The sequence below is a fragment of the Bacillus cereus group sp. BfR-BA-01379 genome (assembly GCF_022663605.1).
GTDB classification, from domain to species: Bacteria; Bacillota; Bacilli; order Bacillales; family Bacillaceae_G; genus Bacillus_A; species Bacillus_A mobilis.
Genome location: NZ_JAKUFT010000044.1, coordinates 30421 through 43890, shown reverse-complemented (window position 1 = coordinate 43890; position 13470 = coordinate 30421). Strand labels below are relative to the sequence as shown.

Sequence of the window (13470 nt, the reverse complement as noted above, 5' to 3'; positions counted from 1 at the left end):
TCCTTCATGGCTCACCATTTACAATTTTATGCGGGTGTAGTTTAGTGGTAAAACAAGAGCCTTCCAAGCTCTGGTCGAGAGTTCGATTCTCTTCACCCGCTTTTCAATTATGGGCCTATAGCTCAGCTGGTTAGAGCGCACGCCTGATAAGCGTGAGGTCGATGGTTCGAGTCCATTTAGGCCCACCATAATTGTTCCGCAGTAGCTCAGTGGTAGAGCTATCGGCTGTTAACCGATCGGTCGTAGGTTCGAGTCCTACCTGCGGAGCCATATTATAGAGAAGTACCCAAGTGGCTCAAGGGGCTCCCCTGCTAAGGGAGTAGATCGCGAACGCGGTGCGAGGGTTCGAATCCCTTCTTCTCTGCCAGAACTGGCCCGTTGGTCAAGTGGTTAAGACACCGCCCTTTCACGGCGGTAACACGGGTTCGAATCCCGTACGGGTCATACTAAAAGAGATAGCATAATCTGCTATCTCTTTTTTGTTGTGTAAAAGTGGACTTTGGATAGTCTGCTTTTTTTTATGGATTTCTTGTGGCTTTAGTGCTTGATTGTAATCATTGCAATAAGTTGTAGGAGATTTATATATATATACACTTATTTCTGCAACCTTTTTATTCTCTCATTCGACTATATTAGTAAAGGGAGGAAGAAATAAAAATGGACATAGCCTATCTAGTAAAACAAGCGACAAGAGGAAATGATCAAGCATTTGAACAACTTATTACTTTTGTTCGCCCAAAACTATATCGAACAGCCTATTCTTATGTAAGAAATGAACAAGATGCACTGGATATATACCAAGAAACAATTTATGAAGCATATCTGTCATTAAGAAAGTTAAAAAAGCCGGAGAAATTTCAAAGTTGGATTACTAAAATTCTTGTTTTTAAATCCATTGATTTTGTAAGAAAATCCTCTAGACAATTTGTTGCGAATGATGAAATGTTTTCTAATTTATGTACAGAAGAGAGCATGAATAAATTAGAGCAATCGTTGGATTTAATCGAGGCATTTAATTTCTTAGATCCTACTTACAAAACTATTATTGTATTAAGGTATTATCACGATTTATCTATTATGGAAATTGCTGAGATTCTTAATTCTCCAGAAGGAACGGTAAAATCTCAATTACATCGAGCAAAGCAAGCCTTACGCCCCATTTTAAAGGAGGGATATAGTTATGAATAAAGAAGAATTTAATCACCATATCAATGATATTCCTATACCAGAAGATAGGTTAATTCAAAGAGAAAAAACAGCCATGCTTCGAGCTAAGAAAAATCAATACCGTAGAAAAAATACAATCAAGTATTCTAGTCTTGTTGCTTGTGGAATATGTGTTTCTCTCTTAGGTTCTGGATTCATTTCTCCTACTATGGCAAAGACATTATCGAGTGTTCCAGTTATAGGCTCCATTTATGCACAATTTAATGATATTGCTTCTGATAAAATTGAAAAGGATGAGCTTGCTACACCAATTGAGAGACAAGATAACCATAGTGGTTTAACGATGAATGTGAAAGAGGCTGTTTACGATGGTGGACGTTTAGTGGTCACGGTGGAATACAAAGGAGAAACCCCTATTTCCAAAAGTAATGAAGAGAAAGCTGGATTTAGTTATGTAACCATTAATGGGAAAGAAGTCAGAGCTGCAATTGGTTCTACTTCACAGAAGTCAAAAGGACAAAACACTATTATTGAGCAGCATGAATTTACTTTAGCTAATTACGGTGAATTTGGTGATAAAATTGATGTTTCCGTCCATGGGAAAGATTTATTTGGACAAACAGGAACATGGAACGTAGCATTTCCTCTTACAAAAGTTGAAAGTGAGATTCGTAAATTCACTCCTAATATAAAAACATTAACGAAAGATAATCTGTATGCATTAACAGTAGATCAAGTAATCTTTTCTTCACTTTCAACGAGGATTGATTTGACCTTTGATTATCCAAAAGAAATGGAAGCTAATGATAGCTGGCCAGCACTTGATTATACTGTCACTGATGATAAAGGAAAAATCTACGAAGGAGTCAGCTTGCAAGTTGGTAGCACGGGATTATACGGACACCATGTTGTTTTAGCTCTTCCACCGATGGATAATCCTCCAAAATCGTTAACGATTGAGCCCGCGTATCTTAGTGGTCTAAATGCTACATTAAAAAATGGAGGTGCTGAAGATTTGAAAACGACTGTGTTGCTACAATAATTGAAGAGACTTGTTAGGTCCCCATGTCTATTGACTGTTAATAAGTGATGGTATGTTAATTTGACGTGTATGGAAAAAATATCGCTATCCATCTAAGAGAAATTTGTATCTATATAATCAAAAGACGCTATTCTTTTTGTAGAAGTATACAGAAATGGTGGCGTTTTTATGTTGCTATCATTGTCGATTTTTGTCGGTAAGTCGATATCTTGCAAAAATCGCCGATATAATTTCACTTATCGAAAAACCTTTTCACAATCTAAAGAAAACGCCGCCATTGAGATTGATTTCATACTTGATTTAATAACTTTACACTCTATGTGAAAAAGTTCACAAATAGGTCATAATTTGTGAAGTAATTCACAATGATACGTGCTACAATATGAATGTAAAGAAGTTAAACAACATTAAATTAGTATTTTAATTAATTACTTAAACAATCATAAAAAATAGATGTGAACAATAGAGAGGGGAAATTAACATGAAAAAAGGTATCAATCGTGTAGTATTAGTAGGAACAGGAGCTGTAGGTTGTAGTTACGCTTACTCAATGATTAACCAAGGTGTAGCTGAAGAATTCGTACTTGTAGATGTTAATGAAGCAAAAGCAGAAGGGGAAGCAATGGACTTAAGCCATGCGGTACCATTTTCTCCAGCAGCAACAAAAGTTTGGAGCGGTAGCTATGCAGATTGTAAAGATGCAGATTTAGTTGTTATCACAGCTGGATTACCACAAAAGCCAGGCGAAACTCGCTTAGACTTAGTTGAGAAAAATACAAAGATCTTTAAACAAATCGTTCGCGGTATTATGGATAGCGGATTCGATGGAATCTTCTTAATCGCAACAAACCCAGTTGACATTCTAACTTACGTAACTTGGAAAGAATCTGGTTTACCAAAAGAGCGCGTAATCGGTTCTGGTACTACTTTAGACTCTGCTCGTTTCCGTTACATGTTAGGTGACTACTTAGATGTAGATCCACGTAACGTTCATGCTTACATCGTTGGTGAGCACGGTGACACTGAACTTCCAGTATGGAGCCACGCTACTGTAGGTGTACAAAAACTAGAAACAATTTTAGCTAACAACGAGCAGTACAAACAAGAAGACTTAGATAAAATCTTCGAAAATGTACGCGATGCAGCTTACCATATCATCGAACGTAAAGGCGCAACTTACTACGGAATCGGTATGTCACTACTTCGTGTAACTAAAGCAATCTTAAGCAACGAGAACAGCGTATTAACTGTATCTGCATACCTTGAAGGTCAGTATGGTGAGAAAGATGCTTACGTAGGTGTTCCAGCTGTTATTAACCGCCAAGGTGTACGTGAAATCGTAGAACTTGAGTTAAACGAAGAAGAAAAAGCGAAATTCGCTCATTCTGTAAAAGTATTAAAAGAAACAATGGCACCAGTACTATAATAATTGCTAAATAATTCAGAGGCGGGAAACTGCTTCCTACCTCTGAGTTTTTATCCCGCTTTAATGGGCAGTAAGACCCCCACCTCAAAATTCAGCGAAAGCAAAGAAGTTAGGTGGGGGATCAACTGCCCATAAAAGTCCGATTGGTGAGGGCTAATAATCAGTGGGGGATGAAGAAACCCCCCACTGATTAAAGTTTCACTTTATATAACTTAATATAAATTCCTTTTCCGGTTTCCCTTGTATATCCCCAATATACCCCTTTTGCTGGATCAGGGTCGTTTATAGAAAAGAGCACTCTATTTTATATAGAGTGCTCTTTATTATTATTTTTTAGGAGTTAATCCTAATTTTTTTAAAATATCTACCAGTGTACCGCTTTTTGATTTTTCAACAGGTGTTTGTGATTTAGATGCATCTGGACCTTTCTTCAAGAAGTTCTTTTCAACGAAGCGAATATCTTTTTCGTCGACAATGCCATCTTTATTAAGGTCGCCGTCTTTTATAGATAGTTCTTTTTTACCATAGTTGCTAGCGATAATTTCTGCATCTTTTATATCAATTACTTTATCTCCATTTACATCACCTGCAAGGCTCTCATCAAAGCGTGCATAGTAATATTGGCCAAGTAGCTTACCATCTTTTTCAGTACCTAATTTCGTAGTGAGTCGGCTTGTTAAATGTCCTGGAACTTCTACGTATAAGTTGTAGTCACGTTTATTAACAGGAAGTCCATTTAGTTTAAAGTAACCGTATTTATCGAGTGAACCTTCAAACTTATGACGATAAGAATCAGTTGCATATACTTTTACGCCAAGCTTTGTATAATCAAATTTTTCATCTAAATATCCACGTTCATTTAAGAATGCACCAGGTTTAATATTGCCTTCTACTAGTGAGTTTAAGGACATAACTGAGAATGTTTGATCTTGAAGTACACGCATTCTGTTTGGTTCTGATTGACCTTGTTTCCAGTAAGCAAACACAGCTAAATCTAATTGAGCATTTGCTTCATAAAATTCATCATTTTCTACTTTGAAAGTTACATCAATGAACGGGAAGTCACCATCTAACCCCGCGAAGTTTTTATCATCGATAGCCCCGCCTACTGTAACAGAACCTTCTTCTAATTTCGGTTCATTTACTTTTGCCGTTACACCTTTTTCAGAAAGGAGCTTTTCAAAAGCAGGATTCAATTTTGCATTTGCAAATTTGAAGTTCTTCTCTAGGAACTTCACGTTAAATTCTCCGGCAACAAATTGTTTTACGTGCTTCGCGTTTAATGTCACAGTGAATTCATCATCTTTATATAATTCTTTTTTATCGTAACTAGCTTTCGCATATTGAGCACCTTGCGGGATAAACCAATAGTTATTTACACCGCTCGGGTAGTCAGGACCTGCAGTTGCATAATCGAAAATATATACGCCTGTATTCATTGGGCCTTCCACCTTAAAGGAATCAGGTGTAATGCCCACTTTAAAGTCACCATTTTCCGTAATAGGTAAAAACTTGTGTAAGTATGGAGAATAGTCATAGTACATAACGCCGTTCGCTTCTTGCGTAATGTTTAATCCTTTTCCTCTTAAGTAGTCAACGTTAGAATCATATACATTTCCTTTAATCCATAGTGCTTTTTTACCGTCTTCTACTGTATAGTTTTCTTCATTTAATTCATAAATACCAGGCTGTAATCCGGTTAATTTCACTTCTGGCGGTGTATTATCAATTACGACATAATCACCTTTCACACGTGCTTTTCCGGCTTTATCATAGCCAACAAATTCAATTGTGTAATCACCTTCTGGTAAGTCGATTTTCTCATCCCCAATTGGTTTTGCAGGATCATTTGTAAAAGGATATACTCTGCCGTTAAAGAATGAATCTAAGTAGTAATACACGTCCGTTTTTAGTCCGCTCGTGTTTAATGTTCCGATGAAGCCGAGAGCCTTATTTGTTTTCGAATCTTTCACGATAAGATCTAACGTCTCCAGTTCGCTGTTTAATTGGAATGCCCCGTGCAAATACGATTCACGGTATGGATTGAATTTAGATGTATCAGTTGAGATTGTTTTTCTTGATAATAGTGCATTTTCAATACCAGGTTCTGATACACGAATAGAGAATGGAATTTGATACGTTTCTTCTTTATTTTTCGTATTTGTAATATGGATGTATCCTTCATATCGGCCTTGCTTTGCACCAGCTGGAATATTAATTTTTGCTTCAATTTCATCTGATTTGCCAGCATCAATTGTAATTGTTTCAGCAGTAGAAACTTTTACACCGTTTGCGGTAGCATCGTTAATAGCAGAAGATGCTGGTGTATAAGAAATTTCTGTTTTAAATTCTTTCTTCTCTTGTTTATTGCGGTTTTCAACTTTAATTTTTCGTTTTTGTTCAAGAGATTCCCCGTCTTTTTGATAGTACTTACCGAATGCAATGGATCCAGTTTCTTCAGGTACTTCAATCACTTCATCATTTACAATTGTTTTTGTCGTATCTAACACTTTAAAACTTGTTTCCGTATGAACAGAGTTATAAGCATCTACTCGTCCAGCTCCCACTTCATATACGGAATATTTTTCTTTTAAATCATCAGCTGTGTTCATAAGAGACGCTTTTACATCGAATGGAGAGTATTCTGGATGCTCTTGCAAAATAAGAGCAGCAACACCAGCAATATGTGGAGAAGCCATGGATGTTCCTTGCATACGTTCATAGGAAACATCGTAGTTTTCACCTTCTTGCGGGTCGTTAATATATTCAGGTACTGTTGAAAGTACCGCAACACCAGGTGCTGTAATATCAGGTTTAATATCATCATTTGATGTAACTGGGCCGCGTGAGCTAAAGTCTGCAAGATGATCGCCTTCTGTTTGAATGTAATTGATTTCATCGAAAGTTAAGGATGTTTTGCCTTGTTCAATTTGAGCTTTTAGTTTTTCGCCATCTTCTTTCGTTAGGCGGAATGCTGGAATGTATTTTGTGCTTTCGCCAATGTAGTAAGGAATTTCTCCATCCACATTGTTATAAATAATAACTGTTTTTGCACCAGCTTGTTTCGCATTTGCGATCTTTTCATCAAACGAGATTGTACCACGTGCAACGAGAGCGATTTTTCCTTTTACATCCTTTTTACTAAACTCGTCAGGAGTACCGATTCCGACAGATTCAATAGGTAGAGATTGTCCTTTGAAATCTTCTATTTTATCAGTGAAGTTTTTGCCGAATAAAATTAGGTTAGGGAATTGTAATTGTCCGGCATGACCTGATAGTTTCGGTAAGGAAATAGAGCTATCACTTGCTCCAACTGTAATAGCAAATGGAGAAGCACCTGGTGATCCGAGTGTCGCTGGATTTGGACCAGAGTTCCCAGCAGCAACGACTGTAACAACACCAGAAAGCATCGCGTTATTAACAGCGATAGACGTTGGATCAAGCGGATTATTGCTATCATCACCTAAAGATAAGTTAATGACGTTCATACCGTCAGAAATAGATTTATCGATTGCAGCGATAATACCAGAACTATCTCCGCTTCCGTAAGGACCGAGTACACGATAGTTATATAGTTCAATGTCAGGTGCAACACCTTTTACTGCGGAATCTGATTTGTTTTTCTTTTGAGCAGAAACGATACCTGCTACGTGAGTACCGTGCGCAGTGTAGAAGGAAGAACCACGATTATCAAATTCAGGAGCACCAGATTGTTGCCACTCGGTATAAGTTGTTTCCATCGGATCTGCATCGTTATTAATAAAGTCCCAACCTTTTACGGAGTTTGGGTCTACCTTACTAGAATCTTCACCCGGTTTTGCGCGATAGCCTTTATACACGTCTTTTAAGTCAGGGTGATTGTAATCAATACCTGTATCTAATACACCAACTTTAATTCCTTTTCCAGTAATGCCCTCGCTATGTAACTTATCTACTCCAATTTGCGGAATGCTATCTGTTAGTTTTTGAGGTGCTTTCTGCTCTGCTTGTTTTGGTAAATTTAATTTCACTTCGTAATCTTTCCAAATACGTTTTACAACGCCAATTCGTAACAATTCTTCCACTGTATTTGCAGGTAATGTCAGCGCAACACCATTTATCGCATGCTTATAAGAACGTTTAATTTGTACAGACTGGAAATTCCCTGACTTTACTGATGGGCTAAATTGATAAAGGCGTTTTAATCCTTTTTGGAATTCCTCATGTTCTTGATCAATACGTGCTTTTATATTTTCAGGAGCAGCTTGTAATCCTTTTTCTTTTTGCTTTAATTCATTAATCTTTACTGGAGCCGTTTGAAATTCGACAATGATATTTACTTGTTCGGAACTACTCGTATTAATATCTGGTGAAATAGTAAAACCAGGATTGGCATCTAACGTTTGTAATGCCTGACGTTGTTCTTTAGAAAGTTTTGATAGTAAAGACTGGGCGTTTGAAGAGTCGATTTGATTAATAGGGTTTTCAGCAAGTACATTGAACGGAAGGGCAGTTGAAAATAGAACGCCAGCCGTTACAATTCCGGTAACAAAACGATTTTTCTTTTTCATATATAGGCCTCCGATAATTTATATTTTTAAAATTATTTCTCCACGCCTGGTGTTTGCTCTGCGTGGAATGTCCAGTTTAGCTGTAAGGAATCACCCTGGAATTTATTTTGATCTTGGTCGTTGTCTTCAAAGGAGAAGAGAACGTGTAAGTAATCTGTTTCACCAGATTTAATACCATCTATTAAGTTATGACGTTCTAGAGAAGTAGCTAAATCCTCAGGTTTCATAGTTTTTAATTCTGATAGTTTTGTTTCCCACAAAATTTCATGATCATCGTTTGGATTAGATGGCTTTCCATCATTCACTAAAAATTTGACGATGATGTGATCGCCTAAATCTTCACCATCATTATTTTGTTTTGCATCTGTAACTTCATAGGATGTTTCAAGTGCTACTTTTGCAATATCCAATGTCCCTGTATTTTCAAGCTTGAAGTTTCTTTCGATCAAATCACCTGGTTTTAAATCTTTCACATTAACAATTACACTTGGGTTAATAGAAAGATCTAGTGTACCAGCTTGAAATGAGTTACTAGATGTTTCAGAATCACTGAAATAGGCGAATACACCGCCGAATGTAAGGGATAAGCCAAGTGAAGCTGTGACAACTCCCATTCCAACCTTTTGTTTTAATGACATAAGAAAGCCCCCTAGTTAAATTTTTATAGCGACCGTTCGTAACAAGGATAAATAAGTAAACATAGTAGTCCGCTATGAATTATAATTACGAAAGGTCAATGTTCTTTATTGAGAACAAGTATATGCTTATGAATTTTCCATTTCAATAAAATTATGACAAAAAATGTTGAGAAACATTTTTTTATGACAGATTATTTTGTTGCGATTTTAAGTGATAAATAGCGAGTAAAATAGGATAGATCTAATGAAATAAAGGTTGAGAAATAAATAATAGGATGAAAGACTAGTAGAAAATGAAGCGCTTGCAATGAATATTCGTCAAAATTCGATATTTTACACAGTAAATTTGAATATTTTAAGCGAAATTAAAGAAAAAAACGAATATTTTTTAAAAAATAACAAGGATATTTAAGTTTTTCGCAGAAATGATAAAGAGTAAAAAATTTCTGTCATCTTAGTGAGGTGAACATATTGGATGTAATAAATTGTGAAGAAGTGAAACGAGATGAGTTTCATACAGAAAAGTACTATGACAGTTATAACATCTTTGGGGCACATATTGTGACGGAAGATGGGATGCGAGGTGTACGATTCACAGTATGGGCTCCTCATGCGAGGGCAATGAGTGTTGTTGGAGATTTTAATGAATGGAATTATGAGCAACATAAGATGCTACAAGTGACAGAAGAGGGGATTTGGTCCTTGTTTGTACCGCATATTGAAGAGAATGAGATATACAAGTATGCGATTGAAACGATGGATGGTAACGTGATTTTAAAAGCAGATCCTTACGCAGTATATGCAGAAGTAAGACCGAATACGGCATCTGTAGTTTTTGATATAGAGGGATATGAATGGAATGATAAAAACTGGAGTCGTAAGAAAAAGAAAAAATCGATTTATAAAGAAGCGATGACAGTTTATGAATTACATTTCGGTTCTTGGAAAAAGAAAGAAGATGGCGCTCTGTATTCTTACAGAGAAATGGCTGAGGAGCTCATTCCATATGTGATGGAACATCAATTTACACATATTGAAATTATGCCGCTTGTTGAGCATCCATATGATCGTTCTTGGGGATATCAAGGAACGGGATATTATGCAGCGACAAGTAGATTCGGCACGCCACATGATTTGATGTATTTTGTCGATGAATGTCATAAATATGGAATCGGTGTCATTTTAGATTGGGTGCCGGGGCATTTTTGTAAAGATGCTCACGGTTTATATTTGTTTGATGGGACACCGACTTATGAATATAAAGATATAGATGTACAAGAAAACCTGGTATGGGGAACTGTTAATTTTGATTTAGGGAAGAGGGAAGTACGTAATTTCTTAATTTCAAATGCGTTATTTTGGATGAAGTATTTCCACATTGATGGTTTCAGGGTAGATGCAGTTGCGAACATGCTGTACTGGAATAAAGAAGGACAGGAGCAAAGTAATGAGCACGCTGTTTCATTTTTACGAGAGTTAAATGAAGCGGTGTTTGCAGAAGATGAAGATTTTCTTATGACGGCAGAAGATTCAACAGCTTGGCCACTTGTAACAGCTCCAACGTATGAAGGTGGGCTTGGGTTCAATTACAAATGGAATATGGGTTGGATGAATGATGTGTTGAAGTATATGGAGTGTGCGCCTGAGTACAGGAAGCATATTCATGAGAAAATAACGTTCTCATTACTATATGCTTACTCTGAAAACTTCATATTACCGCTTTCTCATGATGAAGTCGTTCATGGGAAAAAGTCGTTATTAAATAAAATGCCAGGAGATTACTGGGATAAGTTTGCTCAACTTCGTTTATTATATGGATATTTCTTTACTCACCCAGGCAAGAAATTACTCTTTATGGGTGGAGAATTCGGGCAGTTTGATGAGTGGAAAGATCTTGAAGATTTAGATTGGAATTTACATGACTTTGAAATGCATCGTTATATGCATGATTACTTTAAAGAGCTCATAGCATTGTATAAGCGCTCCAAACCACTTTGGCAGCTTGATCATTCACCGGAAGGATTTCAGTGGATAGATGCTAATAATCATGAGCAAAGTATTTTCTCGTTTATCCGCCAAGGGGATAAACAAGAAGATGCGTTAGTTGTCGTATGTAATTTTACGAAAGCAACATATGAAAACTATAAAGTAGGTTTGCCAGATTTCGAGTATTATAACGAGATTTTAAATAGTGACGCTGAGCAATATGGCGGATCGGGGCAAGTGAATAAGAAACGTCTCAAGACGATTCAGGAACCGTATCATAATCAAGCGGCACATGTAGAAATTACAATTCCACCATTTGGCGTATCCATATTACGACCAGTGAAGACGAGAAAGGGGAGCAAAAAACAAGATGGCTCAAAAACAAAAGTGCGTAGCAATGTTACTAGCAGGGGGAAAAGGTAGTCGATTAAGTGCATTAACAAAAAATTTAGCCAAGCCAGCTGTTCCATTTGGTGGTAAATATCGCATTATTGATTTTACGCTAAGTAACTGTGCGAATTCTGGTATTGAAACGGTTGGGATTTTAACGCAATATCAACCACTTGAACTTCATAATTATATCGGAATCGGCAATGCTTGGGATTTAGACCGAGTAAGCGGTGGAGTCACAGTGTTACCTCCTTATGCGGAGTCTTCAGGGGTGAAATGGTACACAGGTACGGCAAGTGCCATTTATCAAAACTTAAACTATTTAAGTCAGTACGAACCAGAGTATGTTCTGATTTTATCAGGCGACCATATTTATAAAATGGATTACAGTAAAATGCTAGATTACCATGTGGAGAAAGAAGCGGACGTTTCGATTTCTGTTATAGAAGTGCCTTGGGACGAAGCGAGTCGTTTCGGTATTATGAATACGAACGAAGAGATGGAGATTGTAGAATTTGAAGAAAAACCGCAATTTCCAAGAAGTAACCTTGCATCAATGGGAATTTATATTTTTAACTGGGCAATTTTGAAAGAGTATTTAGAGATGGATGCAAGAAATCCTGAATCTAGTAATGATTTCGGAAAAGATGTACTTCCGCTTTTATTAGATGAAGGGAAGAAGTTGATGGCGTATCCGTTTGAAGGATATTGGAAAGATGTTGGAACGGTGAAAAGCTTATGGGAAGCGAATATGGATTTACTTCGCGATGAAACATCACTTAATTTAAACGATCGTAATTGGCGTATTTATTCTGTAAATCCAAATGAGCCACCTCAATATATTGCAGAACAGGCAAAAGTAGAAGAATCACTTATTAACGAAGGATGCGTCATTGAAGGGGACGTGAAGCATTCTGTGTTATTCCAAGGGGTGACGGTGGAAGAAGGTAGTATGGTTATTGATTCTGTCGTTATGCCAGGAGTGAAAATTGGTAAAAATGTTGTAATTGAAAGAGCGATTGTTGGATCGGAAATGGTTATTGAAGATGGAACCATTATTCGTCCAGAAAAAAATGTCGACGATGTAGTACTCATTGCTGAAGGGAAATAGAAAAGGGGGATGAAATGAATGGGAGAAAAAATGTTAGGAATTATTAATGCAACGGGAAGTTTTCCTTCCTTAAAGAAAGTAACAGGGCATCGTTCACTAGCGGCGTTACCGTTTGGGGGCCGTTATCGACTCATTGATTTCATGCTTTCAAATATGGTGAATTCTAATATTCATAGTGTAGCGGTTTTTACAAGTCATAAAAACCGTTCACTAATGGACCATGTTGGTTCAGGAAAACAGTGGGATTTAGATAGAAAAAGAGACGGACTGTTCTTATTCCCGCCAAATTGCCAATGTGATCAAGATGAATTTGGTTCTTTTGCACATTTTAGAAGACATATTGATTATTTTTTAAGAGCTAGAGAAGAATACGTTGTTATTACGAATAGCCATCTCGTAACAGCATTAAATTTCCAAGCGGTGTTAGAGCGACATATACATACGGCAGCTGATATTACTGAAGTTTGCCATGAAGGGGTTTCGCTTCAAACATACGTGTTAAAGAAACAATTATTGTTAGATTTATTTGAGACATATAAAGATGTGGAGCAATACAGTTTATTTGATGTAGTGAGAGAAAAGCGCGGAAAATCACTGCACATTGCTACGTATGAGCATACAGGATATGTAGCTATTATTGATTCGATTGAAAGTTATTATAAACATAGCTTAGAAATTTTGCAGCCGGCTATTTGGAAGCAATTATTTAAGAAAGAAGCACCGATCTTTACGAAAGTAAAAGATGAACCACCAACTCGTTACTTGAAGGGTGCAGCCGTAAAAAATACAATGATTGCAAACGGCAGTATTATCGAAGGTGAAGTAGAAAATAGTGTCATTTCCCGTTCTGTTAAAATTGGGAAAGGTTCAATTGTTCGTAATAGCATTATTATGCAAAAGAGCCAAATTGGAGATAACTGTATAATAGACGGTGTTATTATTGATAAAGATGTGAAAATTGGTGATGGTGTTGTGCTAAAAGGAAACGCCGATGAGCCATACGTTATCGAAAAAGGAAGCGTTCAAAACAGTACGATTAATAGTTATTCTTAAAAGAATCAGTGGGGGGGTTTCCTCCACTGATTAAAGCATTCATTCAAATGAAAACTCGAAGGGAGGAAGCTGCAAGGGAAGTAGTATAAGCTTTTCGTGCAGTGGGA

Annotated in this window: 8 protein-coding genes and 5 tRNA genes; 11 read left to right on the top strand and 2 right to left on the bottom strand. The window is 36.9% G+C overall.

What is annotated here, in order from left to right; all coding sequences use genetic code 11:
- The first annotated feature begins 30 nt into the window (after window positions 1-30).
- The 8 genes from MR113_RS17210 to MR113_RS17175 all read left to right on the top strand — a co-directional run bounded on the left by MR113_RS17210 (window position 31) and on the right by MR113_RS17175 (window position 3635).
- Window positions 31-101: transfer RNA gene (locus MR113_RS17210), tRNA-Gly, on the top strand.
- Window positions 102-111: 10 nt separating this feature from the next.
- Window positions 112-188 (top strand) — tRNA-Ile (locus MR113_RS17205).
- 7 nt (window positions 189-195) lie between these two features.
- Window positions 196-270, top strand: a tRNA-Asn gene (locus MR113_RS17200).
- 6 nt (window positions 271-276) lie between these two features.
- Window positions 277-367: transfer RNA gene (locus MR113_RS17195), tRNA-Ser, on the top strand.
- A gap of 5 nt (window positions 368-372) precedes the next feature.
- Window positions 373-444 (top strand) — tRNA-Glu (locus MR113_RS17190).
- 213 nt (window positions 445-657) lie between these two features.
- Window positions 658-1188, top strand: a complete 531-nt coding sequence (locus MR113_RS17185) for a sigma-70 family RNA polymerase sigma factor (RefSeq protein WP_242255740.1) — start codon at window positions 658-660, stop codon at window positions 1186-1188.
- Window positions 1181-2209 (top strand): DUF4179 domain-containing protein, encoded by a 1029-nt coding sequence (locus MR113_RS17180; RefSeq protein WP_242255736.1) that lies wholly within the window; start codon window positions 1181-1183, stop codon window positions 2207-2209. The genes MR113_RS17185 and MR113_RS17180 overlap by 8 nt, the downstream gene beginning before the upstream one ends.
- Before the next feature lie 481 nt (window positions 2210-2690).
- Complete coding sequence (locus MR113_RS17175) at window positions 2691-3635, top strand: L-lactate dehydrogenase (protein ID WP_000715331.1); 945 nt, start codon at window positions 2691-2693, stop codon at window positions 3633-3635.
- A 326-nt stretch (window positions 3636-3961) separates the two neighbouring features.
- Here MR113_RS17175 and MR113_RS17170 read toward each other — a convergent pair whose 3' ends face one another.
- Entirely contained in the window at window positions 3962-8185 is a 4224-nt protein-coding gene (locus tag MR113_RS17170; RefSeq protein WP_242255734.1) for a S8 family serine peptidase, read from the bottom strand.
- 32 nt (window positions 8186-8217) lie between these two features.
- A complete protein-coding gene (locus MR113_RS17165; protein ID WP_242255732.1) occupies window positions 8218-8823 on the bottom strand; it encodes a CalY family protein in 606 nt (201 codons plus the stop codon).
- Window positions 8824-9294: 471 nt separating this feature from the next.
- Here MR113_RS17165 and glgB point away from each other — a divergent pair, with 471 nt between their 5' ends.
- From glgB to glgD, 3 genes are read left to right on the top strand one after another with little or no spacing between them, the layout of a single operon-like run.
- A complete protein-coding gene (gene glgB / locus MR113_RS17160; RefSeq protein WP_242255730.1) occupies window positions 9295-11232 on the top strand; it encodes a 1,4-alpha-glucan branching protein GlgB in 1938 nt (645 codons plus the stop codon).
- Entirely contained in the window at window positions 11180-12310 is a 1131-nt protein-coding gene (glgC, locus tag MR113_RS17155) for a glucose-1-phosphate adenylyltransferase (RefSeq protein WP_242255728.1), read from the top strand. The genes glgB and glgC overlap by 53 nt, the downstream gene beginning before the upstream one ends.
- 18 nt (window positions 12311-12328) lie before the next feature.
- Entirely contained in the window at window positions 12329-13363 is a 1035-nt protein-coding gene (gene glgD / locus MR113_RS17150) for a glucose-1-phosphate adenylyltransferase subunit GlgD (protein WP_242255726.1), read from the top strand.
- Window positions 13364-13470: the final 107 nt, after the last annotated feature.

Bases quoted from the DNA above. Each gene is read 5' to 3' on its own strand.
- glgC (WP_242255728.1), top strand. From the start codon at position 11,180: ATGGCTCAAAAACAAAAGTGCGTAGCAATGTTACTAGCAGGGGGAAAA.
- MR113_RS17180 (WP_242255736.1), top strand. From the start codon at position 1,181: ATGAATAAAGAAGAATTTAATCACCATATCAATGATATTCCTATACCA.
- MR113_RS17175 (WP_000715331.1), top strand. From the start codon at position 2,691: ATGAAAAAAGGTATCAATCGTGTAGTATTAGTAGGAACAGGAGCTGTA.
- MR113_RS17185 (WP_242255740.1), top strand. From the start codon at position 658: ATGGACATAGCCTATCTAGTAAAACAAGCGACAAGAGGAAATGATCAA.
- MR113_RS17165 (WP_242255732.1), bottom strand. From the start codon at position 8,823: ATGTCATTAAAACAAAAGGTTGGAATGGGAGTTGTCACAGCTTCACTT.
- glgD (WP_242255726.1), top strand. From the start codon at position 12,329: ATGGGAGAAAAAATGTTAGGAATTATTAATGCAACGGGAAGTTTTCCT.
- MR113_RS17170 (WP_242255734.1), bottom strand. From the start codon at position 8,185: ATGAAAAAGAAAAATCGTTTTGTTACCGGAATTGTAACGGCTGGCGTT.